The organism is Lachnospiraceae bacterium JLR.KK008 (assembly GCA_037015955.1).
Classification (GTDB): domain Bacteria; phylum Bacillota; class Clostridia; order Lachnospirales; family Lachnospiraceae; genus VSOB01.
On record CP143548.1, the window covers coordinates 490,700 to 517,217 of the forward strand.

Consider the following 26,518-nt stretch of genomic DNA (forward strand, 5'->3'; position numbering starts at 1 on the left):
CATTGTGCTATGATAAGCAAGGTCGTCAGACCATGCCGAAGACAGCAGGTGCCGGTAGAGAACCGGCATAAGCAGATGCGCCTGCCGAGGAAAGAGTTTTCAGATTGTATTTTGAGCCTTTCTGTCTTTGACAGGGAGGTTTTTTATTAGATGGACTCCTTTCGGCGAAAAAATCTATAAGGAGGTAGAGAAATGGCAAAAATCGAGTTAAAAAAGCCTGTAGTAGAAGAGATTTCTGCAAGCATTAAAGATGCACAGTCTGTTGTGCTTGTTGATTACCGCGGACTTACGGTTGAACAGGACACACAGCTGCGCAGACAGCTTCGTGAGGCCGGTGTTACTTACAAAGTGTATAAAAACACGATGATGAACTTTGCATTCAAGGGAACGGACTGTGAAGCGCTCGTTCCGTATCTGGAAGGCCCCAGTGCAATGGCGCTGTCAACGACAGACGCAACGGCACCGGCGAGAATCATCAACAATTTTGCAAAGACGGCTCCGGCGCTTGAGATCAAGGGTGGTATCGTGGAAGGTATCGCTTATGATGCAAAGGGAATCGGCGAGATCGCAAATATTCCTTCCAGAGAAGTACTGCTCTCCAAGCTGCTTGGAAGCATTCAGTCTCCGATCACCAACTTTGCGCGTGTGATCAAACAGATCGCAGAAAAAGATGGCGGGCAGGCAGCAGACGAAGCTCCGGCTGCAGATGTGGCAGAGGCGCCTGCTGAATAAGGGAAACGAAACGGAAAAAGAACAGAAAATGAAGTATGGAGGTAAATAAAATGGCAAAATTATCCACACAGGAAATGATCGATGCAATCAAAGAGCTGACCGTATTAGAGTTAAATGACCTGGTTAAGGCTTGTGAAGAAGAGTTTGGCGTATCCGCAGCAGCAGGCGTTGTTGTTGCAGCAGCAGGTGCAGGTGCGGCAGCAGAGGAAGAAGAAAAGACAGAGTTCGATGTAGAGCTGACAGAAGTTGGCCCGAACAAAGTTAAGGTAATCAAGGTTGTCCGTGAAGTGACAGGACTTGGTCTGAAGGAAGCAAAAGACCTCGTGGATTCCGCACCGAAGACAGTAAAAGAGGGCGTATCCAAAGAGGAAGCAGAAGATGTAAAGACAAAGCTCGAAGGCGAAGGCGCAAAGGTAACGCTGAAATAAATTTCTTTTGCGACAACAAAAGACAAAGAATCGGGAAAGCATTGTATTCAAAAGAGGACAAATGCTTTCCCGGTTTTTTGTTATTGTGGAATGCGGTGACTTCAGATTTTGGGAAATATTTCTTGACTGTATTTTATCATTGTAGTACAATGGATAATACACTATTGTGGTGTGGTATGCTCTTTTCTATTAGAAAATACCGAGAAACAGGCTAAGATCATAGAAGAACGGGGTGAAATGTCAATGGAAAAAAACAGAATACGTCCTACTGCCGCAGGCAAAAACGTACGTATGAGTTATTCACGACAAAAAGAAGTGTTAGAGATGCCAAACCTGATAGAAGTCCAAAAGGATTCCTATCACTGGTTTTTAAGCGAAGGCTTGAAAGAAGTATTCGAAGATATTTCTCCGATTGCAGATTATAGCGGCCATTTGAGTCTTGAATTTGTAGGCTTCGAGCTGTGCAGAGACGAGATGCCGGTCAACAAAAATACGATTGAGAAATGTAAGGAGCGGGATGCTACCTATGCGGCCCCTCTGAAAGTAAAAGTCCGTCTGTATAATAAGGAAAAGGAAGAAATCAGTGAGCATGAGATATTCATGGGTGATCTTCCGCTTATGACAGAGACAGGTACTTTCGTCATCAATGGCGCGGAACGTGTTATCGTCAGCCAGCTTGTCCGTTCTCCTGGTATCTACTATGCCATTGATCATGATAAGATCGGTAAACGGCTGTTTTCCTCTACAGTTATCCCCAACCGCGGTGCATGGCTGGAGTATGAGACAGATTCCAATGACATTTTCTATGTTCGTGTGGACAGGACAAGAAAGGTGCCGATCACGGTGCTGATCCGTGCACTCGGCGTGGGTACGAACGACGAGATCCGGGAACTCTTCGGTGAGGAACCGAAGATCGAGGCCAGCTTTGCGAAGGACGTTGCTGAGAACTATCAGGAAGGTCTGCTGGAATTATATAAAAAGATTCGTCCCGGGGAACCGCTTTCCGTGGAGAGTGCGGAGAGTCTGATCAATGCCATGTTCTTTGACCCGAGAAGATATGATCTTGCGAAAGTCGGAAGGTATAAATTTAACAAAAAGTTGGCGCTGCGCAATCGCATCCGGCATCAGGTATTGTCGGAGGATGTGGTTGATACGCTGACAGGAGAAGTGCTGGCGCAGGCGGGTACAAAAGTGACGGCGGAACTGGCCGATCAGATTCAGAATGCGGCGGTGCCTTTTGTATATATTCAGACAGAGGAAAAGAACGTCAAAGTTCTTTCCAATATGATGGTAGATATTACGAACTTCGTGGACTGTGATCCGAAAGAACTGGGCGTGACAGAGCTTGTCTATTATCCTGTTCTGGCGCAGATTCTCGAAGAGTACAGCGACCAGCCGGGCGAGCTGGCAGCCGCGATTAAAAGAAATATCCATGAACTGATTCCGAAGCATATTACGAAGGAAGATATACTCGCTTCCATCAATTATAATATTCATCTGGAATATGGAATTGGAAACGACGACGATATTGATCATCTTGGCAACAGACGAATCCGTGCGGTAGGGGAACTTCTGCAAAACCAGTACCGGATCGGATTATCCAGACTGGAGAGAGTTGTCAGAGAGAGAATGACGACCCATGACGCTGAGGAGATCTCGCCGCAGGTGTTGATCAACATTAAGCCGGTACAGGCGGCTGTGAAAGAATTTTTCGGTTCTTCCCAGTTATCGCAGTTTATGGATCAGAACAATCCGCTTGGTGAGCTGACCCACAAGAGACGTCTCTCCGCACTGGGCCCGGGTGGTCTGTCCAGAGACAGAGCCGGATTTGAGGTCCGTGACGTGCACTATTCTCACTATGGAAGAATGTGCCCGATCGAGACGCCGGAAGGTCCGAACATCGGTCTGATCAATTCGCTTGCAAGTTATGCACGGATCAACGAGTATGGTTTTGTGGAAGCACCGTATCGTAAAATAGATAAGACGGACCCGAAAAATCCGCGGGTTACAGATGAAGTTGTCTATATGACAGCGGATGAGGAAGACAATTATCATGTGGCGCAGGCGAACGAAGCGCTTGATGCCAATGGATATTTCGTGAGAAACAGCGTGTCCGGCCGTTACCGCGAAGAGACGCAGGAGTATCCGAAAGCAATGTTTGACTATATGGATGTGTCGCCGAAGATGGTGTTCTCCGTGGCAACGGCGCTCATTCCTTTCCTGGAAAATGACGATGCCAACCGTGCGCTGATGGGTTCTAACATGCAGCGTCAGGCGGTGCCCCTTCTGATGACGGAGGCGCCGGCAGTGGGAACTGGTATGGAGCCGAAGGCGGCTGTGGACTCCGGTGTCTGCATACTGGCGAAAAGGTCGGGTACGGTCACTTATGTATCGGCGAATATGATCCGGATGACTTATGATGACGGAGAAAAAGAAGAGATCCGTCTGACAAAGTTTTCACGCAGCAATCAGTCTAACTGCTATAATCAGAAGCCGATCGTATTTAAGGGAGATCATGTGGAGGCCGGTCAGGTGATTGCCGATGGTCCTTCCACTTCCGAGGGAGAGCTTGCGCTCGGTAAGAATCCGCTCATCGGCTTTATGACATGGGAAGGCTATAACTATGAGGATGCCGTACTGCTCAGTGAAAAGCTCGTGCGCGATGATGTTTATACATCGGTGCACATTGAAGAGTATGAGGCGGAGGCTCGGGATACGAAGCTGGGAGCAGAGGAAATTACCTGTGACGTACCGGGGGTAGGCGATGATGCTCTGAAAGATCTGGATGAGAGAGGAATTATCCGTATCGGTGCGGAAGTGCGGGCCGGAGATATTCTCGTCGGCAAGGTAACGCCCAAGGGCGAGACAGAGCTGACGGCGGAGGAGAGACTTCTTCGTGCAATCTTCGGAGAAAAAGCGCGTGAAGTAAGAGACACTTCCCTGAAGGTGCCCCATGGAGAATATGGTATTGTTGTGGATGCCAAAGTATTTACGAGGGAGAACGGCGATGAGCTTCCTCCGGGAGTGAATCAGGCAGTCCGTATTTATATCGCACAGAAGAGAAAGATCTCCGTCGGTGACAAGATGGCGGGCCGTCATGGAAACAAGGGCGTTGTCTCCCGTGTGCTTCCGGTGGAGGATATGCCATATCTGCCGAATGGGCGTCCGCTTGACATCGTGCTCAATCCATTGGGCGTGCCGTCCCGTATGAACATTGGACAGGTACTGGAAATCCATCTTTCTCTGGCGGCAAAGGCCCTTGGCTTTAATGTGGCCACACCGGTGTTTGATGGCGCCAACGAGATCGACATTATGGATACGCTCGATCTGGCGAACGATTATGTCAACCTGGAATGGGAAGAATTTGAAAGGAAACATAAGGAAGAACTCCTTCCTGAAGTTTTGGAATATTTATCGGAACACAGAGAAAACCGTAATCTCTGGAAAGGTGTGCCGATCTCCAGAGACGGAAAAGTACGTCTGCGTGATGGACGTACCGGAGAATATTTTGACAGTCCGGTAACGATCGGACATATGCACTATCTGAAACTCCATCATCTTGTGGATGATAAGATCCATGCGCGTTCCACCGGTCCGTATGCGCTTGTCACACAGCAGCCTTTGGGCGGCAAGGCGCAGTTCGGCGGACAGCGGTTTGGAGAGATGGAAGTATGGGCACTGGAGGCATATGGTGCCGCTTATACACTGCAGGAGATTCTCACGGTGAAGTCGGATGACGTCGTAGGACGTGTGAAAACTTATGAGGCGATCATCAAAGGCGACAATATTCCAGCGCCGGGCATTCCGGAGTCATTCAAGGTATTGCTCAAGGAACTGCAGTCGCTTGGCCTTGACGTAAAAGTACTCCGCGAAGATCAGACCGAGGTGGAGATTATGGAGAGCATCGACTACGGAGAAACGGATTATCGTTATGAGATCGAAGGTGACTCCGGCTCCTATAACCGCGAAGAAGATTCTCTAGGCTCCATGGGCTATCAGAAGCAGGAGTTTGACGAAGACGGAGAGCTAGTGAGTGCGGAGGAAGAAGAGGATGACGAAGCATTTGAGGATGACTTCAGTGCTGAGTATGTGGATTCTCTCGATGAGTAACAGCTGCATTGCCTTTTAGTGGGAGAGGCAGCGACAGCCACCTCTTCATTCCTATCAAAAATATGGAAGGAGTGCCATATATGCCAGAAACAACAAATGAAACCTATCAGCCGATGACATTCGATGCGATCAAGATCGGATTGGCGTCGCCCGATAAAATTCTCGAGTGGTCCCGGGGGGAAGTGCTCAAACCGGAGACGATCAACTACAGGACTTTGAAGCCGGAAAAGGACGGTCTCTACTGTGAGAGAATTTTTGGGCCGAGCAAAGACTGGGAATGTCATTGTGGTAAATATAAGAAAATCAGATATAAGGGCGTGATCTGCGACCGCTGTGGTGTGGAAGTGACAAAGTCTAATGTGCGCCGGGAGCGAATGGGACATATTGCGCTGGCGGCTCCGGTATCCCACATCTGGTATTTCAAGGGAATTCCCAGCCGCATGGGTCTGATTCTCGATCTGTCACCGAGAGTATTGGAGAAGGTGCTCTATTTCGCCTCTTATATCGTACTCGACCAGGGAGATACCGATCTGCTGAGAAAGCAGGTCTTGACGGAAAAAGAGTATCAGGATGCCCGGGAGACGTGGGGCAATAAATTCCGCGTAGGTATGGGAGCGGAAGCAATCAAGGAACTGCTGCAGGCAATCGATCTGGAAGAGGATGCCACAGAACTGAAAGAGGCGCTGAAAGATTCGACCGGACAGAAACGTGCCAGGATCGTCAAGAGACTGGAAGTCGTGGAGGCATTCCGTGAATCCGGCAACAGACCGGAGTGGATGATTATGGATGTGATCCCGGTCATTCCGCCGGACTTGCGTCCGATGGTACAGCTTGACGGCGGGCGTTTTGCGACATCCGATCTGAACGACCTGTATCGAAGAATCATCAACAGAAACAACCGTCTGAAGAGGCTGTTGGAGCTGGGTGCACCTGACATTATTGTCAGAAATGAGAAGAGAATGCTGCAGGAGGCAGTGGATGCGCTGATTGACAATGGCAGAAGAGGCAGACCTGTCACCGGCCCGGGAAACAGAGCGCTGAAATCGCTTTCTGATATGTTGAAAGGTAAATCAGGACGTTTCCGTCAGAACCTTCTCGGAAAACGTGTGGACTATTCGGGGCGTTCTGTTATTGTCGTAGGACCGGAACTGAAGATCTATCAGTGCGGTCTGCCGAAAGAGATGGCCATTGAGCTGTTCAAACCTTTCGTTATGAAAGAGCTGGTAGCCAAGGGAATCTCGCAGAATATTAAAAATGCCAAAAAGCTGGTCGAGAGACTGGACACTCAGGTGTGGGACGTACTGGAGGAAGTGATCAAAGAACACCCTGTCATGCTGAACCGTGCACCTACACTGCACAGGCTGGGCATTCAGGCGTTCGAACCGATTCTGGTGGAAGGCAAGGCGATCAAGCTGCATCCCCTTGTATGTACCGCGTTCAATGCCGACTTTGACGGTGACCAGATGGCAGTCCATCTGCCGCTTTCCGTGGAAGCGCAGGCAGAGTGCCGTTTCCTTCTGCTTTCGCCCAATAATCTGTTAAAACCGTCGGACGGCGGTCCGGTTGCGGTGCCTTCTCAGGATATGGTGCTTGGTATTTATTATCTGACGCAGGAGAGGCCGGGTGCAAAAGGGGAAGGCAAATTCTTCAAGAGTGTAAACGAGGCGATCCTCGCCTATGAGAATAAAGTAATCACGTTGCATTCGCGGATCAAAGTCAGAGTGAGCAAGAAGAATGCAGACGGCGAGAAGATCAGCGATAATGTGGAATCCACGCTTGGCCGGTTTATCTTTAATGAGATCTTGCCACAGGATTTGGGGTTTGTAGACCGCAGCGATCCGGAAAATTTCCTGAAGCTGGAAGTCGATTTCCATGTGGGTAAAAAAGGCCTGAAACAGATTCTGGAAAAGGTCATTAATACGCATGGTGCGTCGCGGACAGCGGAAGTGCTGGATGACATCAAATCCACAGGGTATAAATATTCCACGAGAGCGGCCATGACCGTGTCCATTTCCGATATGACGGTTCCGGAGCAGAAACAGCAGATGCTGGAAGATGCCCAGTTGACGGTTGACCGGATCTCGCAGAATTTCCGGCGTGGTCTGATCACGGAGGAAGAGAGATACCGGGCCGTTGTAGAGACGTGGAACGAGACCGATAAAGAACTGACAGACGTGCTGCTTGCAGGTCTGGATAAATATAATAACATTTTCATGATGGCTGATTCCGGCGCCCGTGGTTCCAATCAGCAGATCAAGCAGCTCGCTGGTATGCGTGGGTTGATGGCAGATACGACCGGAAGGACGATCGAACTTCCGATCAAGTCGAACTTCCGTGAGGGTCTTGACGTACTGGAATACTTCATGTCGGCACATGGCGCCCGCAAAGGTTTGTCTGATACGGCGCTGCGTACGGCGGACTCCGGCTACCTGACAAGACGTATGGTGGACGTATCTCAGGAGCTGATCATCCGCGAGGTTGACTGCTGTGAAGGCAGAGAAGAGATTCCGGGGATGACGGTAAAAGCTTTCATGGATGGGAAAGAGACGATCGAAGGGCTGAAGGACAGAATCACGGGCAGATTTTCCTGTGAGGAGATCAAAGACAGGGACGGTAATGTGATCGTTAAGAAAAATCATATGATTACCCCGAGCCGTGCGGCCCGCATTCTGAATACAGGCGTGGACGCAGATGGTGAGCCGGTTGAAGCGGTAAAGATCCGTACAATACTCGGATGCCGTTCTCATAACGGGATCTGTGCAAAATGTTACGGCGCCAATATGGCGACCGGTGAACCGGTGCAGGTCGGAGAGGCTGTCGGCATCATTGCGGCACAGTCGATTGGTGAGCCGGGCACACAGCTGACAATGCGTACTTTCCATACAGGCGGTGTGGCGGGTGACGACATCACGCAGGGTCTTCCCCGTGTCGAGGAGCTTTTTGAAGCCAGGAAGCCGAAGGGACTGGCAATCATCGCAGAATTTGGCGGTGTGGCTGAGATCAGAGATACCAAGAAAAAAAGAGAGATCGTGATCACAAACGATGAGACGGGAGAGAGTAAGACCTATCTGATTCCGTATGGTTCCCGTATCAAGATTATGGACGGCGCTGTTCTGGAAGCCGGCGACGAGCTGACGGAAGGCAGTGTCAATCCGCATGATCTGCTTAAGATCAAAGGCATTCGTGCCGTACAGGATTATATGCTTCGCGAGGTACAGCGTGTATATCGTCTGCAAGGTGTTGACATCAGCGACAAGCATATCGAAGTTATCGTGCGTCAGATGTTGAAAAAGACGCGGATTGAGGACAGCGGCGATACGGAGTTCCTGCCGGGTACGCTGGTAGATGTGCTTGACTATGAGGAGATCAATGAGAAACTGTTTGCCGAAGGAAAGGAACCGGCAGTCGGTAAGCAGGTGATGCTTGGAATTACGAAAGCAGCGCTTGCCACGAATTCTTTCCTGTCAGCGGCTTCTTTCCAGGAGACGACGAAAGTATTGACAGAAGCAGCGATCAAGGGTAAGGTCGATAACCTGATCGGTCTGAAGGAAAACATCATCATCGGTAAGCTGATTCCGGCCGGTACGGGCATGAAGCGATACCGCAACGTAAAACTCAGTACGGATACAGAGCCGGATGATACGATCTATTTTGAAGATGATCTGGAAGAAGATGATCTGGATGTCCGGGACGGATTTACCGATGAACCGGAAATGGAGGAAGATCTTGATCTGGATGATGACATCGATCTGGAAGAGGATGATTTCGATGATGAGGAATCAGAGACCGAAGCGTTTGACGATGACCTGGATGAACAAGATGAGACTGCGGAAGCAGACATGGCAGGTGTGATTGAAGAGGTGTAAAAACTGATACGGCAAGTTGCTGAGCAGACAATTTAAAAAAATGATTGACAACGCATTTGCGGGCGATTATACTAATTTAGTGTGCACGCAGATGCGTTTTCTATTGATGATTTTTCGCACTGTGGCAACATGGAAACAATATATTATATTTATGAAAGAGGTGAAACAGAATGCCAACATTTAACCAGTTAGTAAGAAAAGGTCGTGAGACATCTGTAAAGAAGTCTACAGCACCGGCATTGCAGAGAGGATATAATTCTCTTCGCAAGAAAGCGATTGACACATCGTCTCCGCAGAAGAGAGGTGTATGTACCGCTGTCAAGACTGCTACTCCTAAGAAGCCGAACTCCGCACTGAGAAAGATTGCCAGAGTTCGTCTCTCCAACGGAATCGAGGTTACAAGCTATATTCCGGGCGAGGGCCACAATCTTCAGGAGCACAGTGTTGTTCTTGTAAGGGGCGGAAGAGTCAAGGATTTACCTGGTACGAGATATCATGTGATCAGAGGTACTCTTGATACAGCCGGAGTTGCTAACAGGAAGCAGGCGCGTTCCAAATACGGCGCTAAGAGACCGAAGGCTTCGAAATAAGCGGAACGAGCAAAATGATACCACAAACAGGCTAATTTTAGAAGTGTTGGAATTCTGATCAAGATACCGCACGAACACAAATTAGAAAATGTGAGTACCGATGAATTAAGTCTTTGATGATTAAGGAGGGAAGAACCGTGCCACGTAAAGGACATATTCAGAAAAGAGACGTATTGGCAGATCCTTTATACAATAACAAAGTGGTGACAAAGCTCATCAACAACATTATGTTGGATGGTAAGCGCGGCGTTGCGCAGCGTATTGTATATGGTGCATTTGCAAAAGTTGAGGAAAAGGCCGGAAAGCCGGCAATCGATGTATTTGAAGAAGCAATGAATAATATCATGCCAGTTCTTGAAGTAAAGGCGAGACGTATCGGCGGCGCTACTTATCAGGTGCCGATCGAAGTGAGAGCAGACAGACGCCAGGCTTTGGGACTTCGCTGGCTTACTATGTTTTCCCGTAAAAGAGGCGAAAAGACAATGGTAGACAGGCTGGCAAATGAAATCCTGGACGCAGCAAACAATACGGGAGCTGCAGTCAAAAGGAAAGAAGATATGCATAAAATGGCAGAGGCCAACAAGGCGTTTGCACATTACAGATTCTAAAGGAGGAAGAACCCTTGGCTGGAAGAGAATATCCATTAGAGAGAACCAGAAACATTGGTATTATGGCTCATATCGATGCGGGTAAGACAACTCTTACAGAGCGTATCCTGTACTATACGGGTGTAAATTACAAGATTGGTGATACCCATGAAGGTACTGCCACGATGGACTGGATGGAACAGGAGCAGGAAAGAGGAATCACGATCACATCAGCCGCTACCACATGCCACTGGACTCTGGAAGAAAATTGTAAACCGAAGCCGGGAGCTCCGGAACATCGTATCAATATCATTGATACGCCAGGCCACGTTGACTTTACGGTAGAAGTCGAGCGTTCACTCCGCGTATTGGATGGCGCAGTCGGTGTATTTTGTGCCAAAGGCGGTGTAGAGCCTCAGTCTGAGAATGTATGGCGTCAGGCTGACACCTACAACGTACCGAGAATGGCGTTCATCAACAAGATGGACATTTTAGGCGCTAATTTTTATGGCGCAGTCGACCAGATCAAAACCAGATTGGGAAAAAATGCAGTTATACTTCAGCTTCCGATCGGTAAGGAAGACGATTTCAAGGGAATCATCGATCTGTTTGAAATGAAAGCCTACATCTATAATGACGATAAGGGCGACGACATTTCAATCACAGATATTCCGGATGATATGAAGGACGAGGCAGAGCTGTATCGTTCAGAGCTTGTGGAAAAAATCTGTGAGTTAGACGATGACCTGATGATGGCTTATCTGGAAGGGGAAGAGCCTTCGGTAGAGGATTTGAAGGCGGTTCTGAGGAAAGGAACCTGCGAGTGTACCGCGATTCCGGTATGCTGTGGTTCTGCCTACAGAAACAAAGGCGTACAGAAACTTCTGGATGCGATCCTGGAGTTTATGCCGGCACCGACAGATATTGCTGCTATTAAGGGAACCGATCTGGATGGCAATGAAGTGGAGAGACATTCCTCTGATGATGAACCGTTCTCCGCGCTTGCATTCAAGATCATGGCAGACCCGTTCGTAGGAAAACTTGCATTTTTCCGTGTGTATTCCGGTACGATGAACTCCGGTTCCTACGTACTGAATGCGACAAAAGATAAAAAAGAACGTGTGGGACGTATCCTGCAGATGCACGCAAACAAGAGGGCGGAGCTTGACAGAGTGTACGCCGGTGATATTGCGGCAGCCGTAGGTTTTAAGTTTACGACGACAGGCGATACAATCTGTGACGATCAGCATCCGGTAATCCTGGAGTCGATGGAATTCCCGGAACCTGTTATCGAGCTTGCGATCGAGCCGAAGACAAAGGCAGGTCAGGGTAAGATGGGCGAAGCGCTTGCAAAATTGGCAGAAGAAGATCCCACATTCCGCGCACATACGAATGCGGAGACAGGTCAGACGATCATCGCCGGTATGGGAGAGCTGCATCTTGAAATCATTGTGGACAGACTTCTGCGTGAATTCAAGGTGGAGGCAAACGTAGGTGCTCCTCAGGTTGCTTATAAAGAGGCGATCACAAAGGCAGTCGAAGTTGACAGCAAGTATGCGAAACAGTCCGGTGGACGTGGACAGTATGGACATTGTAAAGTCAAATTCGAGCCGATGGATGCCAACGGAGAAGAACTGTTCAAGTTTGAATCCACTGTTGTCGGCGGCGCAATTCCAAAGGAATATATCCCGGCTGTCGGCGAAGGTATCGAAGAGGCGACAAAAGCGGGTATCCTGGGCGGTTTCCCTGTCGTAGGCGTACACGCGAACGTATATGACGGTTCCTATCATGAAGTGGACTCTTCCGAGATGGCATTCCACATCGCCGGTTCACTGGCATTCAAAGAGGCAATGCAGAAAGCGGCTCCAGTGCTGCTTGAGCCGATCATGAAAGTGGAAGTGACGATGCCGGAAGAATATATGGGAGATGTTATCGGTGACATCAACTCCCGCCGGGGACGTATCGAAGGCATGGATGACATCGGCGGCGGCAAGATGGTGAGAGCGTTTGTTCCTCTTGCCGAGATGTTCGGTTATTCTACGGACCTGCGTTCCAAGACACAGGGACGAGGAAACTACTCGATGTTCTTTGAAAAATATGAGCAGGTACCGAAGAACGTACAGGAAAAAGTACTGGCAGCAAAAGCGAAATAATACTTGAAATATCCGGCTATCTTTACTATAATCAAAGGTAGTCGGGTAGAAATCTGAAACTTATTAGTCTTTTTTAAGAAAAGCAAAATCAAGGAGGAATATCAAAAATGGCTAAAGCTAAATTTGAAAGAAACAAGCCACATTGTAACATTGGTACCATCGGACACGTTGACCATGGTAAAACAACTTTAACAGCCGCAATCACAAAAGTTTTGTCTGAAAGAGTTGCTGGTAATACAGCTACAGATTTCGAGAACATTGATAAAGCTCCGGAAGAAAGAGAGCGTGGTATCACGATCTCCACAGCACACGTTGAGTATGAGACAGACAAGAGACATTATGCACACGTTGACTGCCCGGGTCATGCTGACTATGTAAAGAACATGATCACTGGTGCTGCTCAGATGGATGGTGCAATCCTGGTAGTAGCTGCAACTGACGGTGTGATGGCTCAGACAAAAGAGCACATTCTTCTTTCTCGTCAGGTAGGTGTACCTTATATTGTAGTATTCCTGAACAAATGCGATATGGTAGATGATCCTGAGCTGATCGAGCTGGTTGAGATGGAAGTAACAGAGCAGCTTGAAGAGTATGGATTTACAGATTGCCCGATTATCAAGGGTTCTGCTCTGAAAGCACTTGAAGAGCCGACCGGCGAGTGGGGCGACAAGATCATGGAACTCATGAGCACAGTTGATGATTATATTCCGGATCCTCAGCGTGATACAGATAAGCCGTTCCTGATGCCTGTAGAGGATGTATTCTCTATCACAGGCCGTGGTACTGTTGCTACAGGTAGAGTAGAGCGTGGACAGCTTCACATGTCCGACGAAGTAGAGATCATCGGTATCAAGGAAGAGACACAGAAATCCGTTGTAACGGGTATCGAGATGTTCCGTAAACTGCTTGATGAGGCAGAGGCTGGTGATAACATCGGTGTACTTCTTCGTGGTATCCAGAGAACAGACATCGAAAGAGGTCAGGTTCTTGCAAAACCGGGTACTGTAACCTGCCATACAAAATTTACGGCACAGGTTTATGTTCTGACAAAAGACGAGGGTGGACGTCATACACCTTTCTTCAATAACTACAGACCGCAGTTCTACTTCAGAACAACAGACGTGACAGGCGTTTGTAACCTTCCGGAAGGCACAGAGATGTGTATGCCTGGCGACAACGTAGAGATGACCATCGAGCTGATCCATCCGATCGCTATGGAGCAGGGTCTTACGTTTGCTATCCGTGAGGGTGGTAGAACTGTTGGTTCAGGTAGGGTTGCTACAATCATCGAGTAATTGTAATATATTCAGTAAAATCAAGGCTTTCGGGGATTTCTCCGAAAGCCTTTTTATGTGAAAAGCCACTTTAGAGAACTAAAGTGGCTACATAATGGCTACGATATTTTATTCCTGCGTTGTTTTTCTACCTTATATCTTTCAGATCAGCGGCTCTTTCTGGAGAGGTATGATTTTTCTTCAGCATTTTTGCATATTCAAACAGATCACGTCTGGTTATATCGTCCAGTACATATAAATCTGCAATCAATTCATCTACCATAGGCAGTTCTGTGTAATCAAATTTTTTCAATATGCGGGCGGTACGATCTGATATATAGGCGTTCTTATGGCTGTTAATATTCCACTTTTCATTGTCAGATGGAAGTGCCGGTAAGGTTTCGATATCGTCATAGGGATTATCTTTACAGATAGAACTAATGGGGATATCCAATATATTAGAAATTCTAAGTGCGGTGTCAAAACGGATAGCAGTGTCCCGCTGGATAATCGAATAAAGTGTTGTCGGTGCTATCTTTGCTTTTAACGCAAGCTCTTTTACTGTCATGCCCTTGCTGTCCAAAATATCTTTTAGATTTTGACCATAACCCATGTAATTACATTCCTTTCTGTTAAATGTTTTTTATTTAATTTTTATAAATGTGTTCTTACAATAAACTGGAGGTTTTTGAATTCACTTTTTGTGATTATGTTTCTTTTCAACACTTTTACGCAGTTTTTCAATCTTTTGTTATATTCACTTAATCCTTATAGTAACTTAGCATATGTTCATAAATGTTTCTGGTTTGTTTTTCGTCTCCCCATGATAAAGGGTCATCGGCATAGCATAGAGTCCAAAATGGTTCTATGTCCTGAATATTTCCGGGAAGACTTTCCCATAAGCTATACATTCGATTTGCAAAATATTCAATATCCGAGCAGTTTGCATAAATCGTCTCTAATTTGCTCATTAAAATTCTGCCAAACCGTTCAAGGTCAAGCTTTTTGTAATCAATATGTGTCCTTATATAAATAAAAGCTTTTTTAATGTCTGTTTCCCATTCCAAATAAAGAAAATCATCGTTTTCGGGGTTGTTGAGAAATAATTCATCAAGCCGTTTATTGTAGTCGGTTTCTGTTACTAATTCCTCATAAAGCAAAATAGCATATACTAACAATTCCTCCATGATAATGCCCCCAATTCCTAATCTGTCTTATAAACAGTATTATACCATCGCACAATGTATTATGCAATTCGTAAATATCAAAAAATAATTTTAAAATAGTATTGACAAAATAAACAACAAGTAATAATATTAGATTAATCCTAATACGAAATGCGTAATTAGAGAAAATATAATGCGAAAGGAGAATTGATATGGAAAAGACAAACTATATGATGACTGTTGATGATGTCGCTCAGGAGTTGGGCGTGTCAAAACAGAAAGGGTATCGCATTATCCGTCAGCTTAACGAAGAGTTGGCGGCTGCCGGATATATGACGGTACAGGCAAAAGTACCCCGTACATATTGGAGTGAAAGATTTTACTTCGGCAAAAGAAATATCGGATAAAGAAGGGAGTGATTATAGAATGGCAGTATCCAAAGATACGGAAAAAGGCACATGGACTTCACAGATATGGGTGGAGGACTGGCAGGGTAAGAAAAAGCATAAGAAGAAACGGGGATTTGTGAGTAAAAAAGAAGCCTTGGAATGGGAGCGCAATACGCTTTTGGCATCAAAAACGGATATGAACATGAAGCTGGTGGATTTTGTAGAGGTATATTTCAGGGATAAAGAAGGCGAATTGAAGCAGCGCACGATTCGGAATAAGCGTTATATGATTGAACATCACATTATTCCTCTGTTGGGTAATAAGGCTATGGATGGCATTACACCAGCGGATATTATTCAGTGGCAGAATGAGATCCGATCCAAAGGATTTAAGGAAACCTATCAGCGCATGCTTCAAAATCAGATGACGGCACTATTTACCCACGCCACAAAGATTTACAACTTAAAAGATAATCCTTGCACGAAAGTAAAGCGCATGGGCAGGGCAGATGCAGATAAAAAGCAGTTGCAATTCTGGACGTTAGACGAATTTAATTGTTTTATCGAAACTTTTGATTTGGGGAGTAAGTATCACGTTTTGTTTGATCTGCTGTTTTACAGCGGATGCAGGATTGGTGAAGCCCTAGCGCTCACTGCATCGGACATTAACACGGTAAACAGGAGGATATCTATTACTAAGACATATTTCCGGCATAAGGGAAAAGACGAGATTACGGAACCTAAAACAAGGGAATCTGTGCGGACGGTAATCATTCCTGAATTTCTGGCGGAAGAACTGAAAACATATATGGCGTCTATGTATAAGCTGCCCGCAGATGAAAGGATTTTTGCAGTTGTGCCGGAGGCAGTACAGCATGTGATGAAACGCCATGTGGATAAAGCGGGAGTCAAATATATCCGTGTCCATGACCTAAGACATTCAAGCTGTGCCTATCTCATACATCTTGGTGTTCAGCCTATGATTATTAAGGAACGTCTTGGACATAAAGATATTCGTATCACATTGAATACTTATGGGCATTTATATCCGTCAGAGCAGGAAAAGGTAGCGGATATGCTGGACAAGATGGCAGAAATAAAAGAAAATGCCCCTGCTGGTAACAAGGGCATTTCGGAGTAAGCAAAGAAGAGCCTTACTATACTCAGATTGCAAATTCAGTATAACAAAGGCTCTCTTTGAAGTAAATATCAAATTGCGAAAAGAGGGAAAGGATGGGATATAAAAAGGCATTTCGGTATTCAACGGGAAATCCTATTGTGGATGAAGTTGGAACCATGAATTTTACAGGAAATGTAATTCCTATGGTGTGGTTTAAGACAATCAGATACCCGAATGGTGCGCCACATAATAATGCGATTCATATTTTAGCAGATATCGTATATTGGTATCGACCAAAAGAAGAACGGGATGAGGAAAGCGGACAGTTAATCGGCATGAAAAAGAAATTCCGTGATGATTACTTACAGCGCAGCTATGACCAAATGGCAGAAACTTTTGGATTATCAAAGAAACAGGCGACAGAGGCAGTAAAGGCTCTTGAAAACATGGGTATTATTAAACGCATTTTCAGGACAATCCAAGTAAGAGGGCAGATTTTGAATAATGTTCTGTTTATCAAATTGGTTCCCAAGAGGCTATATGAAGTAACATTTCCAGAAGAGATTGAGGAAAATACCCTCTCCCCGCCAAAGGAGATACCTTTATCCGTAGAAGGAGGGAGGGGCATCCCTGAAAAGAGGGAGGGTACTACTTCAAAGGCGGCAGGTCTCTCCCTGAAAGGGGAGACTAATACAAAGAATACCATAGAGATTACTAATAAAGATTATCTATCCATCAATCAGGGAGAAGCAGACACGGATCAGATGGATGCGATAGAGATTTATACGCAGATTGTGAAAGAAAATATAGATTATGAGATTCTGAAAGCGGATATGAAATATCAGTATGAATTGCTGGACGAGCTGGTAGAAATCATCGTAGATGTGGTGGCAGTCCAAAGAAAAAGTATTCGTATCGGCGGTGCAGAGTATCCGTATGGATTAGTCAAGGGAAAATTTCTAAAGCTGGATTCGGGACATATTCGCTATGTTTTGGACAGCATGGAAAAGACCACAACCCATATAGCGAATATTAAGGCGTATCTACTGACAGCGCTTTATAATGCACCAAACACAATCAGTAATTATTACAGTGCAGAAGTAAATTATTATGAATACGGGAATGGCAGAAACGAAGTATAGTCAGCAATACCGTATTTCGACCGGAAATATCATAAAGACTGGAGGAATGTATTATGCAGGAATTATATTATAACGGGAAATTGATTTTAGGCGTGGATCATGGATATGGCAACATGAAAACGGCACACAGAATTTTTGCCGCCAGCGTTGAAAAAGAGGTGCAGCTGGGAGCGACAGCGTTAGAATACAAAGGAAAAGAATACGGAATTGGCGGCGGTCATAAGGAGTTTCATGTACAGAAAATCCATGACGGGGATTATTGGATATTAACGTTTGCGGCTGTTGCGGAAGAACTCAAATTCAGAGGAAAGAATGAGGCAGTTATCCATTTAGCCGCAGGAGTGCCATTATTCTGGGTAAAGGAGCAGAAAGAAAGTTTTCGGGAATATCTGCTGTGTGAGAAGGATGTACGCTTCAAATATAACGGAGAATCCTATCATGTGGTTATTGCGGATGCTTCCATTCATCCACAGGGATATGCCGCATTTATCAATTATGATGGAGATATCAGAGGGAATACCGTGCTGGCGGATATCGGCAATGGAACGATGAATGTGGCATTTATGCAGAATGGAAAGCCTTTAGCGGGCAAAATCTTTACAGAGCAGTTTGGCGTGTACCAGTGTATGAAAAAGGCAAGAAACGAGGTTATGCGAAACTGCCAGTGCGAGGTTCCGGATCATATTATTGAGGAAGTATTCCTCAAAGGAACTGCTGATATTCCTGAACGGTACATACAGGCGGTTTCAGAAGTGGCAAAGGATTATGTAATGCGGGTATTCAGTAAGCTTCGGGAGTATGGCTATAATCCCGATCTGATGAAGCTGTATGTAATAGGCGGCGGTGGCTGTTTGATAAAGAATTTTGCAGAATATGATGCGGACAGAGTAGTGATTATTCAGGATATCTGTGCAACGGCAAAGGGGTATGAGGTATTGGCATTACAGACCTTGAAACGGACACAGAGCAGAGGAAAGGCATCATGATAAAAAATATCAATATCCGCTTCAATCTCGATAAAGAGGAACATAGGAAAGCATGGGATTATATGCAGACAATGGACAAGTCGGTGGAGAAGACTTATTCAAAAGTCATAATCAAGTCGCTTGTCCGCTACTTTGAAAATGCGAATGCAGAGAATAAAGCGGAGATATCTGAAAACTATTGGGAGCGTTTCAGAAGCGAGATGGAGAATCTGCTACGAGGGCAAACTGCATTGCCTATGGTAGAAATGGAGAAATTGGCAGAAAAAGAGGACAATCATCTGCCAAAAATCAGTGAAGATGTGTTAGATGTACTGGAGGATTTGTTTTGAGGAAAAAATAGCAGAAATAAGAGCAGTTTTAGCAGACGGGGCAATAAGTTGGGGAAATGGCTGATTTTAGGAACTGTACAAATAAATCGGGAAATATGTTTCTGGACTTGTTACTCTCTTTGTTTAAGGTTTTTGGTAGAATATCAAGCACTGGATTCGGATATCCAAATGACGATTTTGCACCGTTTACACGTTTGCAAAATGGATATCCAATCCGCTTGTAGGGGAAAATCCCCTAACCCCTTTGAAATGCATATAGAACAGAGTGTAGAGCAAGAAAACAGTAACATCAATATTTTAGACAATCTATGAAACAATGGAGGTTGAGAATGGAAAAACGAAATCGAAAAAATCAGCTTATTTTACGCCTGAGTGATGATGAGAAGTATATTTTAGATGCCAAATGTAAAAATGCAGAATACAAGAATAGAAATGATTATCTTCGGCATTTGATCTTGTACGGATATACTTATTTTGTAGATTACTCGGAACTGCATGACTACAATGTCAATCTAAGCAGAATCAGCAAAAGCCTGAATCAGATAGCGACAAGGATAAGTTCTACGGGTAACACTTATCAGGATGATATTGAAGAAGTTAAGGAGCTGATGAAACAGGTATGGTGTACACACGAATCCATGCTGTCAAAGCAACCGTACAGAAAGCATTAAAATATATCTGCAATCCGGAGAAAACTGACGGACAGATTTTGATAGATTCATTTGCCTGCGGAATAGAGACAGCGCATTATGATTTTATGGATGCGTTGTCAAAATCTTCTGGCGTTGGGAATAAGCAGGCATTCCACCTGATTCAGTCATTTGCGCCGGGAGAAGTGGATTTTGATACGGCTCATCAGGTGGGAATAGAGCTTGCGGACAAGCTGTTAGAAAATAAATACAGTTATGTCATTGCAACGCATATCGACAAGGAACACTGTCATAATCATATCATTTTCTGTGCGGTTGATAATGTGGAACATAAAAAATACAATGACTGTAAGCGCACATACAGGCAGATACGGAATTTGTCAGACGAACTGTGCAGGGAACATGGATTGTCGGTCATTATTCCATCAGGACAAAAAGGAAAGACACATTATGAGTGGCAGATGGCAAAGGTGGGAACTTCATGGAAAGCGCGGATGAAATCTGATATGGATGATGCCATTCATGAAGCGCATAGCTATGAAGATTTTATCAGCCGGATGCAGACAAAAGGATATAAGGTAAAAGGGGAAAGCTTTGGAGACAATGTGCTGAAATATCTGTCATTTTCCGCATCGGGACAGAGCAGATTTACACGTGTCAGTGAAAAGAATTTTGGTGTGGGATATACGAAAGAATTAATCAGAGAGAGAATTGAAAAACGTGTAAAGGCACAGGAAAATTTTCCTGTAAAAAGGAAATTTCCCTTTCCAAAGCGACCGGATGCAAAGCGGACTCTGATTAACACAGATAAAGAGAAATTTCAAGAGAATGGCGCGCTAAAGCATTGGGCGGATATACAGAATTTAAAGATTGCTGCGGCGAGTTATGCAGAGGGCGGTTCTGTAGAGGAACTGGAACGGAAAATTGCAGAGAAAAATGCCACAGCCAAAACGGCACGGAGTGCGGTTGTGGATTTGGAGCATGAGATGAAAGCAAAAGCGGAAATCCTAAAATACGCAAAACAGTATATGGCAAACAGGAAATACCAGAGAGGATATGAGAAAGCGACGGATCGGGATGCTTATTTTCGAAGCCATGAAACACAGATTATTCTGTTTGGCGGCGCTGAAAATATGCTGAAACGGTATGGGATAAAGACTGCTTCACTAGATGTGGAAAAGATGCAGGCGGAATATGATGCAATGACAGTGCAAAAGGCAAAACTGAAGAAAACATATCAGACAGCAGAAAAGGAGGCGACGGAAGCGGATAAACAGTTGAAGAACATAAGACAGTATTTAGGGATTGAGAAAGAAAATCAGGAAAGAAAAAAGCCTGATCGGAAACAAGAAATGAGTCTATAAGAAAGTGAGGAAATTGCTATGAACATAACATATGAAAAATGTGGAGATTATTTGATACCGAACTTAATTCCTGATCCGGAGCCGGAGGGAGAGTTAAGGAAATTTGGATTGATGAGAAAATCCTATTTGGAAAACCACAGGAGAGGTATTTATTCGGGATTACTGTTATCTGGAGAATTAAAGAATCATCTGTTGATGATACAGGAACAGTCAGAGGAAAGATTTGATTTACTTGTGGAGCAGATGGCAGAGCGGGAGGGAGTGACGGAACAGTTAAAGGCGCAGAATCAGATGCTTTGGGTAAAGCGAATGAACAATATTCGGGAAAGGGCAGAGGAGATTGTGAGGGAAGAAATTGTATATTGTTTATAAAAATGTGGGACAGAGAAATCTGCCCCACATTTATAATATTGCAAATATAAATAGCGAAATGGTTTCTTGCTAGAATATTTATGTAGAATTAAAAGTTAATTCCTGCGATAGTAAAGATATTTCCTTGTGAGATAACAACCATTGTGCTATAATTATTCTTGGTGATTTATACTTTGATTCATGTGAAGAACAAGGAGACAAAGGATGGTTGTAAGCTATAAAAAATTATGGAAGTTACTAATTGATAATGACATGATGAAGAAAGACTTGCAGAAGTCGGCTGGCATAAGCTGGGCGACTGTAACGAAGATGTCAAAAGGCGAAATTGTAAGTACCGAGGTGCTTATGAAAATATGTAAAGTGTTTCATTGCAATGTTGGAGATATTGTAGACTTTGTGGAAACAGTGGATGACACAGAGTCAAAATAAACATATTTGGAATGAAAAGGAAATATGGCATGGAGGTATCAGATGTCAGAAACACAAAACACAAGTCCCTACAAAGGCTCTGGACAATTAACCAGAGAACAATTTTTATTTTATGAAATGCGGACAACTGCAAAGTTAATGGCAGAAGGACTGGATGATGGTGAAGTGATTAAACGAATTGTGGATGATAATCTGTTTCAGTATCCTACGGAAAAATCACTCGCATCTATCTCGAAAGCCTGCATTGCAAGATTATATGCGTTAAATGATAGAAATTTGATTACAGCGATAACAACACAGCCAATGGAAACAGCAAAGCAAATTTGCTTATATGCGATGATGAAGAGGTATCGCTTGGTATGGGATTTTATGCTGACGGTTATCGGGGAGAAGTATCGTTTGCAGGAGTTTTCCTTTGGAAAAAAGGATATAAATATATTTTTCATGCAGATACAGGAGCAGGATGATTTTGTATCTGCATGGAGTGATAGTACAATTAAGAAAATTCGACAGGTACTTATTAAAATTCTAGTTGAAAATGGCTATTTAGATCATATTAAATCAGAACATCTTAACCCGGTATTGCTTAGTTCCGTGCTGGAAAATGGAATACGAAATAACAATGATGAAAGAGCGCTTCCGGCATTTAATTGTTTTATGTAGGGAGAATAAGGTTGAAAATTGAAATTTTCAACCTGCTGTGAAAGGAACAGGGTTATATAAGTGAGTGAATTAAATGAAAGACTGGACAATCTGAAACAGGAAATTCAACAGGAAGAGTTTCTTGAGGGAAAGGGATTAAGCAATGAGGTGAATATCCGTATTTTTTGTTATGATCCCAAAGAAGAGATGACCGTTCGTCACTTTATAGAGCAGTTAATGGTTGATCAATCATTAGAATGTCATTTGATACAATGCAATTTGTATCAGTTATTTCTCAAAATATGTGATGAAAAGCGCATTACAAGCGGTGCGCCTGCTATGGAAGAAAAAAAGGGAAAGGATTACCTGTTGCAGCAGATACAGCGTTTTGCAAATAACAAGGCTTTTGTGGAACAGATACAATACGGACCACATAACGCGGGAGATGTGCTGATGCTCACTGGAATAGGAGAAGTATTTCCATTTATGAGAATCCATTCATTATTGGAAGCATTACAGCCAGAGTTTTCGGATATACCGATACTGGTATTTTATCCAGGGAAATATGATGGAAGATTTGTGAGGCTGTTTGATCAGTTAGAACCGAATCCGTATTACAGAGCGTTTAACATTGTTTAGAAGGAGAGCTGCCAATGATAATTCAAAATATGTTCTATGATGATATCAATCGTAAAATCAATGGAGTGGTTAAAGTAGACCAAAACACAGACGAGGTTTTGAAACAGGAAGTAAAGGAATATGTCATAACCAAAGACATTCGCAAACATTTGATTGACTTTTTTAATCATTATGGCAGTTCTTTAGAAGAACCGACAGCGGATGTGGGGGTGTGGATATCGGGCTTTTTTGGAAGTGGTAAATCCCATTTTTTGAAAATGCTTTCGTATTTATTAGAGAATAAAGAGATAGATGGAAGAACTGTAGAGGACTATTTCCGCGAGAAATTTGATGATGAAGCAACCTTTATGTCTATAGCAAGGGCGATTGGCGGTAAAAATCAGACAATATTGTTTAATATAGATATTGAGGGTTCTATCAATAAGGATAAAACGGCAGTTCTTCGCGTGTTTGCCAAAATGTTCTATAACTACCTTGGATTTTATGGCGAAAATCTGAAGGTAGCGAAGCTGGAACAGTTTGTTGAAAGACAAGGTAAAACAGCAGAATTTCGCAGAGTATTTGAGGAGAAAAATGGTGCATCATGGCTAGAATCACGCGATGCATTTGCGTTTTTTGAGGACGATGTTGTTGATACTTTGATGGAAGTATTGGGAATGAGCGAGACAGCGGCACATAACTGGTTTGATGGGACAGAGACGGTGGAAACCAGCATAGCACAGCTTGTCTTGGAAATAAAAGAATATATTGATACACAGCCAAAGGATTTTCGCCTTTTATTTATGGTAGACGAGGTGGGGCAGTATGTGGGAGACAGTATTGATTTATTGATGAATCTGCAATCTTTTGTGGAAAAAATCGGAAGTGAATGTGGCGGCAGGGTATGGGTGGTATGCACCGGACAAGAAGCCATTGATGAGATTATCAAGACAAGACAGGATCAATTTTCACGTATTCAGGCCAGATTCAGCACCAGATTATCTCTGACATCGTCTTCTGCGGATGAAGTGATTCAAAAACGTATCCTGCGTAAGAAAGAAGATGCGTTTATTTCTCTGGAAAAAGTATATAACGAGAATGATTCAGTGCTTCGGAATCTCTTTACTTTTACAGATTCTGTTTTGGATATGAAAGGGTATGGGAGTTCTGTAGAGTTTGCGAAGAATTTTCCGTTTGTACCATATCAGTTTATTATTATGCAGAAAGTTTTCTCTGAAATCCGCAAGCATGGTAATTCGGGCAAGCATCTTTCTGGTGGAGAGCGGTCTATGCTGTCAGGATTTCAGGAGGCGGCACAGAAGATAGAAGATAAGAGTGAGTATGCGTTAGCTCCATTTTATCTGTTTTATGATACAGTACATACGTTTCTTGACAGTTCTATTCGCCGTGTCATTGAGCGTTGTCAAAAGGCGGCTGACAATAAAGATGGAATTGAGCAGCAGGATGTGTCGGTGTTAAAACTCCTGTATTTAATCCGTTACATAGATGATATAAAGGCAAATCTGGATAATATTGTCATTTTAATGGCAGATGATATCCGGGTAGATAAAATCATTATGCGCGCTCAGGTAAGCGGATCGTTAGATCGTCTGTTGAGCCAGAACTATATTGGAAGAAGTGGTGATACTTATAATTTCCTTACCGACGAAGAACAGGACATTCAGAAAGAAATCACGAATACGATGGTTGATACTTCAACAATTGTTGGTAAAATTGCGCATATCATATTTGGTGAAATATATTATACGAAGAAGTATCGTTATGAAAAATATGATTTTGCCTTTGACCAGATGGTAGATTATACTGCGGTAGGCGCTTTGACAGGCGGTATGCGTCTTAGGATTATGACTGTGGCGACAGAGTGGGCGGAGAAGACGGAACTTCGTATGCTGGCAGAATCAGCAAAGCAGGCAATTGTGGTACTTGCGGAAACGCCATATTATGAATATCTGGAAAGCGCCGAGAAGGTGTGGAAATATAAGAAACAAAGAAATATAGCACAGTTGCCGGAATCTGTGAAGAATATTATCAAAAATCATCAAAATGAGGCGGAAAGATACGAATCAAGTGCAAAGGAACAATTAGAAAAGGCAATTGAGGGTGCAGCTTTTTATGTAGATGGGGAACATATTGAGATAAACAGCGGGAATGCCAAGAGCAAACTGGATCAGGCATTGGAATATCTGGTGACACATGTATATAGCGAATTGGGTTTGATTTCAAAAAATGCAGAGTCGGATGCAGATATTATTGCGATTCTTACAGGTGCAGTAAATATGCTTCCTGGTACTGAACCGAACCGTGACGCGGCAGCTAAAGTAGAAGAATATTTAGAAATGCAGGAAAGAAAACATCTTCCCACCTCTATGGCTGATGTGCAGAGTCGCTATCAGTCTATTCCTTATGGGTGGAAAGAGATTGATATTGCGGCAGTATGTGCAATGCTGATTGTGGAGCAGAAAGTGACAATTAAGTATGCAGGTTCTACAGTACAGCCCAACAATCCAAAACTACCCGATATGCTTCGCAAAAAGAGTGAGATTGGAAAAACGCAAATATCCAAACGACAGGTAGTATCAGCAGCCAGAATGAAGGCAGTAAAAGATTTATTACGGGATTATTTTAGTCAAATGGATGTTCCGTCAGACGAGGATGGATTGATTGCCTTTATGATTGAAAAATTTGAGGGGTTGCGTACTCACTATGAGGAATTGCTCAGAAGATATGAAGGGCATAACTATCCGGATAAACCAGTGGTTAATACTGCACTTGCCATCGTGAAGGATGTATTGTCACAACAGAAGGATAATTTGGCGTTCATTGAACGTGTGCTTCAAAAGGAAGACAGCCTTTATGATACACAGGAGGCAATGCAAAGTGTGGAGGCTTTCTTTAAAACACAGGTTAGTATATTTGATGCAGCAGTGAAATTTGAAACAGAGCTGCGAAATGATTTGGATTATATTCGTAAGGATGAGGAAGCGAATACTGCTTTAAGTACAATACGTCTTATTACGATGCTGCCAACAAGCGGGAAATATCAGTATGGCAGAATTCCGCAGTTGAATGATTTAATTGCAAAAGTAAAAACTTCTCATGACAAAATGTTAATTGAGAAACGAAAAGAACTTTTGGATATTGTTCAGCAGTGTATGGGAGAGATTCATCAGGCAGGCAACGGAGATGCAAAAGTAAAGACGATCATTGAAAGGTCGGATATCTATTATACACAGCAGAAAGAGAAGATTGCAGAAACGATGAGCCTTGCATTGATGGAGGGGTATCCGATACCAATGTGGAATTATCGGGATGATGCTGTGTCTAAGATAGAGGGCGCATTGGAGCCGCCAAAACCTAAAGAACCGCCAAAGCCTATGAACACAAATCCAACATCGAAGAAAACATATAAGCCTATTTTTCGCCAGTCCTTACTGAAGGCAGCAAGGCTTGAAAGCGAGGACGAGATTGATATCTATGTGGATAAGCTCAGAGAACAGTTAAAGACATTGTTAAAAGGTTCGGATGGGATTGAATTAAAATAGAACAAATA

The 26,518-nt window shown here is 44.0% G+C and carries 23 protein-coding genes and 1 other annotated feature; of the genes, 21 read left to right on the forward strand and 2 right to left on the reverse strand.

What is annotated here, in order from left to right; all coding sequences use genetic code 11:
- Positions 1–9: 9 nt before the first annotated feature.
- The 9 genes from V1224_02450 to tuf all read left to right on the forward strand — a co-directional run bounded on the left by V1224_02450 (position 10) and on the right by tuf (position 13,761).
- A complete protein-coding gene (locus V1224_02450; GenBank protein ID WWR16338.1) occupies positions 10–150 on the forward strand; it encodes a hypothetical protein in 141 nt (46 codons plus the stop codon).
- Positions 18–154, forward strand: a sequence feature (ribosomal protein L10 leader region). It overlaps the preceding gene by 133 nt.
- A gap of 38 nt (positions 155–192) precedes the next feature.
- Entirely contained in the window at positions 193–732 is a 540-nt protein-coding gene (rplJ, locus tag V1224_02455) for a 50S ribosomal protein L10 (GenBank protein WWR16339.1), read from the forward strand.
- 50 nt (positions 733–782) lie between these two features.
- Positions 783–1,160: a 50S ribosomal protein L7/L12 gene (gene rplL, locus V1224_02460; GenBank protein ID WWR17408.1), complete on the forward strand. Its 378-nt coding sequence runs from the start codon at positions 783–785 to the stop codon at positions 1,158–1,160.
- 243 nt (positions 1,161–1,403) lie between these two features.
- Positions 1,404–5,270, forward strand: coding sequence for a DNA-directed RNA polymerase subunit beta (locus tag V1224_02465; protein WWR16340.1), 3,867 nt, complete (start codon positions 1,404–1,406; stop codon positions 5,268–5,270).
- Positions 5,271–5,350: 80 nt separating this feature from the next.
- Positions 5,351–9,136 carry a DNA-directed RNA polymerase subunit beta' gene (gene rpoC / locus V1224_02470; protein ID WWR16341.1) on the forward strand — a complete coding sequence of 1,262 codons (3,786 nt, stop codon included), beginning with the start codon at positions 5,351–5,353 and terminating at the stop codon, positions 9,134–9,136.
- Between the two features lie 170 nt (positions 9,137–9,306).
- Positions 9,307–9,726 carry a 30S ribosomal protein S12 gene (gene rpsL / locus V1224_02475; protein ID WWR16342.1) on the forward strand — a complete coding sequence of 140 codons (420 nt, stop codon included), beginning with the start codon at positions 9,307–9,309 and terminating at the stop codon, positions 9,724–9,726.
- Between the two features lie 116 nt (positions 9,727–9,842).
- A complete protein-coding gene (gene rpsG / locus V1224_02480) occupies positions 9,843–10,334 on the forward strand; it encodes a 30S ribosomal protein S7 (protein ID WWR17409.1) in 492 nt (163 codons plus the stop codon).
- Between the two features lie 14 nt (positions 10,335–10,348).
- The gene (gene fusA, locus V1224_02485) at positions 10,349–12,466 is read left to right on the forward strand and encodes an elongation factor G (GenBank protein WWR16343.1); all 2,118 of its coding nucleotides are present in this window, start codon (positions 10,349–10,351) and stop codon (positions 12,464–12,466) included.
- Positions 12,467–12,573: 107 nt separating this feature from the next.
- A complete protein-coding gene (gene tuf, locus V1224_02490) occupies positions 12,574–13,761 on the forward strand; it encodes an elongation factor Tu (GenBank protein ID WWR16344.1) in 1,188 nt (395 codons plus the stop codon).
- A gap of 127 nt (positions 13,762–13,888) precedes the next feature.
- On the opposite strand, the gene V1224_02495 is transcribed toward tuf, so the two are convergent.
- Entirely contained in the window at positions 13,889–14,353 is a 465-nt protein-coding gene (locus tag V1224_02495; GenBank protein ID WWR16345.1) for a helix-turn-helix transcriptional regulator, read from the reverse strand.
- Positions 14,354–14,501: 148 nt separating this feature from the next.
- Positions 14,502–14,927, reverse strand: coding sequence for a hypothetical protein (locus V1224_02500; protein ID WWR16346.1), 426 nt, complete (start codon positions 14,925–14,927; stop codon positions 14,502–14,504).
- Between the two features lie 191 nt (positions 14,928–15,118).
- On the opposite strand from V1224_02500, the gene V1224_02505 reads away from it, so the two are divergent.
- From V1224_02505 to brxC, 12 genes are all read left to right on the forward strand, one after another.
- Complete coding sequence (locus V1224_02505; protein ID WWR16347.1) at positions 15,119–15,313, forward strand: DNA-binding protein; 195 nt, start codon at positions 15,119–15,121, stop codon at positions 15,311–15,313.
- Between the two features lie 19 nt (positions 15,314–15,332).
- Positions 15,333–16,436 carry a site-specific integrase gene (locus tag V1224_02510; protein WWR16348.1) on the forward strand — a complete coding sequence of 368 codons (1,104 nt, stop codon included), beginning with the start codon at positions 15,333–15,335 and terminating at the stop codon, positions 16,434–16,436.
- Between the two features lie 92 nt (positions 16,437–16,528).
- Positions 16,529–17,557, forward strand: a complete 1,029-nt coding sequence (locus V1224_02515; GenBank protein WWR16349.1) for a DUF6017 domain-containing protein — start codon at positions 16,529–16,531, stop codon at positions 17,555–17,557.
- Between the two features lie 53 nt (positions 17,558–17,610).
- A complete protein-coding gene (locus V1224_02520; protein WWR16350.1) occupies positions 17,611–18,543 on the forward strand; it encodes a ParM/StbA family protein in 933 nt (310 codons plus the stop codon).
- Positions 18,540–18,872: a hypothetical protein gene (locus tag V1224_02525; protein WWR16351.1), complete on the forward strand. Its 333-nt coding sequence runs from the start codon at positions 18,540–18,542 to the stop codon at positions 18,870–18,872. The genes V1224_02520 and V1224_02525 overlap by 4 nt, the downstream gene beginning before the upstream one ends.
- A gap of 329 nt (positions 18,873–19,201) precedes the next feature.
- The gene (locus V1224_02530) at positions 19,202–19,543 is read left to right on the forward strand and encodes a plasmid mobilization relaxosome protein MobC (GenBank protein ID WWR16352.1); all 342 of its coding nucleotides are present in this window, start codon (positions 19,202–19,204) and stop codon (positions 19,541–19,543) included.
- On the forward strand, positions 19,492–20,886 hold the full coding sequence (locus tag V1224_02535) for a relaxase/mobilization nuclease domain-containing protein (protein ID WWR16353.1): 1,395 nt from the start codon (positions 19,492–19,494) through the stop codon (positions 20,884–20,886). Before V1224_02530 ends, V1224_02535 begins: the two co-directional genes overlap by 52 nt.
- A gap of 18 nt (positions 20,887–20,904) precedes the next feature.
- Entirely contained in the window at positions 20,905–21,258 is a 354-nt protein-coding gene (locus tag V1224_02540; protein WWR16354.1) for a TnpV protein, read from the forward strand.
- Between the two features lie 204 nt (positions 21,259–21,462).
- Positions 21,463–21,687 (forward strand): helix-turn-helix transcriptional regulator, encoded by a 225-nt coding sequence (locus tag V1224_02545; GenBank protein ID WWR16355.1) that lies wholly within the window; start codon positions 21,463–21,465, stop codon positions 21,685–21,687.
- 42 nt (positions 21,688–21,729) lie between these two features.
- On the forward strand, positions 21,730–22,350 hold the full coding sequence (locus V1224_02550; GenBank protein ID WWR16356.1) for a DUF1819 family protein: 621 nt from the start codon (positions 21,730–21,732) through the stop codon (positions 22,348–22,350).
- A gap of 60 nt (positions 22,351–22,410) precedes the next feature.
- The gene (locus V1224_02555) at positions 22,411–22,968 is read left to right on the forward strand and encodes a DUF1788 domain-containing protein (protein WWR16357.1); all 558 of its coding nucleotides are present in this window, start codon (positions 22,411–22,413) and stop codon (positions 22,966–22,968) included.
- Positions 22,969–22,982: 14 nt separating this feature from the next.
- Positions 22,983–26,510, forward strand: coding sequence for a BREX system P-loop protein BrxC (brxC, locus tag V1224_02560; GenBank protein WWR16358.1), 3,528 nt, complete (start codon positions 22,983–22,985; stop codon positions 26,508–26,510).
- Positions 26,511–26,518 lie beyond the last annotated feature (8 nt).

Excerpts from the sequence above, each read along its gene's own strand:
- V1224_02450 (WWR16338.1), top strand. The coding sequence starts at position 10 with ATGATAAGCAAGGTCGTCAGACCATGCCGAAGACAGCAGGTGCCGGTA.
- rplJ (WWR16339.1), top strand. The coding sequence starts at position 193 with ATGGCAAAAATCGAGTTAAAAAAGCCTGTAGTAGAAGAGATTTCTGCA.
- rplL (WWR17408.1), top strand. The coding sequence starts at position 783 with ATGGCAAAATTATCCACACAGGAAATGATCGATGCAATCAAAGAGCTG.
- V1224_02465 (WWR16340.1), top strand. The coding sequence starts at position 1,404 with ATGGAAAAAAACAGAATACGTCCTACTGCCGCAGGCAAAAACGTACGT.
- rpoC (WWR16341.1), top strand. The coding sequence starts at position 5,351 with ATGCCAGAAACAACAAATGAAACCTATCAGCCGATGACATTCGATGCG.
- rpsL (WWR16342.1), top strand. The coding sequence starts at position 9,307 with ATGCCAACATTTAACCAGTTAGTAAGAAAAGGTCGTGAGACATCTGTA.
- rpsG (WWR17409.1), top strand. The coding sequence starts at position 9,843 with ATGATTAAGGAGGGAAGAACCGTGCCACGTAAAGGACATATTCAGAAA.
- tuf (WWR16344.1), top strand. The coding sequence starts at position 12,574 with ATGGCTAAAGCTAAATTTGAAAGAAACAAGCCACATTGTAACATTGGT.
- V1224_02495 (WWR16345.1), bottom strand. The coding sequence starts at position 14,353 with ATGGGTTATGGTCAAAATCTAAAAGATATTTTGGACAGCAAGGGCATG.
- V1224_02500 (WWR16346.1), bottom strand. The coding sequence starts at position 14,927 with ATGGAGGAATTGTTAGTATATGCTATTTTGCTTTATGAGGAATTAGTA.
- V1224_02505 (WWR16347.1), top strand. The coding sequence starts at position 15,119 with ATGGAAAAGACAAACTATATGATGACTGTTGATGATGTCGCTCAGGAG.
- V1224_02510 (WWR16348.1), top strand. The coding sequence starts at position 15,333 with ATGGCAGTATCCAAAGATACGGAAAAAGGCACATGGACTTCACAGATA.
- V1224_02515 (WWR16349.1), top strand. The coding sequence starts at position 16,529 with ATGGGATATAAAAAGGCATTTCGGTATTCAACGGGAAATCCTATTGTG.
- V1224_02520 (WWR16350.1), top strand. The coding sequence starts at position 17,611 with ATGCAGGAATTATATTATAACGGGAAATTGATTTTAGGCGTGGATCAT.
- V1224_02525 (WWR16351.1), top strand. The coding sequence starts at position 18,540 with ATGATAAAAAATATCAATATCCGCTTCAATCTCGATAAAGAGGAACAT.
- V1224_02530 (WWR16352.1), top strand. The coding sequence starts at position 19,202 with ATGGAAAAACGAAATCGAAAAAATCAGCTTATTTTACGCCTGAGTGAT.
- V1224_02535 (WWR16353.1), top strand. The coding sequence starts at position 19,492 with ATGGTGTACACACGAATCCATGCTGTCAAAGCAACCGTACAGAAAGCA.
- V1224_02540 (WWR16354.1), top strand. The coding sequence starts at position 20,905 with ATGAACATAACATATGAAAAATGTGGAGATTATTTGATACCGAACTTA.
- V1224_02545 (WWR16355.1), top strand. The coding sequence starts at position 21,463 with ATGGTTGTAAGCTATAAAAAATTATGGAAGTTACTAATTGATAATGAC.
- V1224_02550 (WWR16356.1), top strand. The coding sequence starts at position 21,730 with ATGTCAGAAACACAAAACACAAGTCCCTACAAAGGCTCTGGACAATTA.
- brxC (WWR16358.1), top strand. The coding sequence starts at position 22,983 with ATGATAATTCAAAATATGTTCTATGATGATATCAATCGTAAAATCAAT.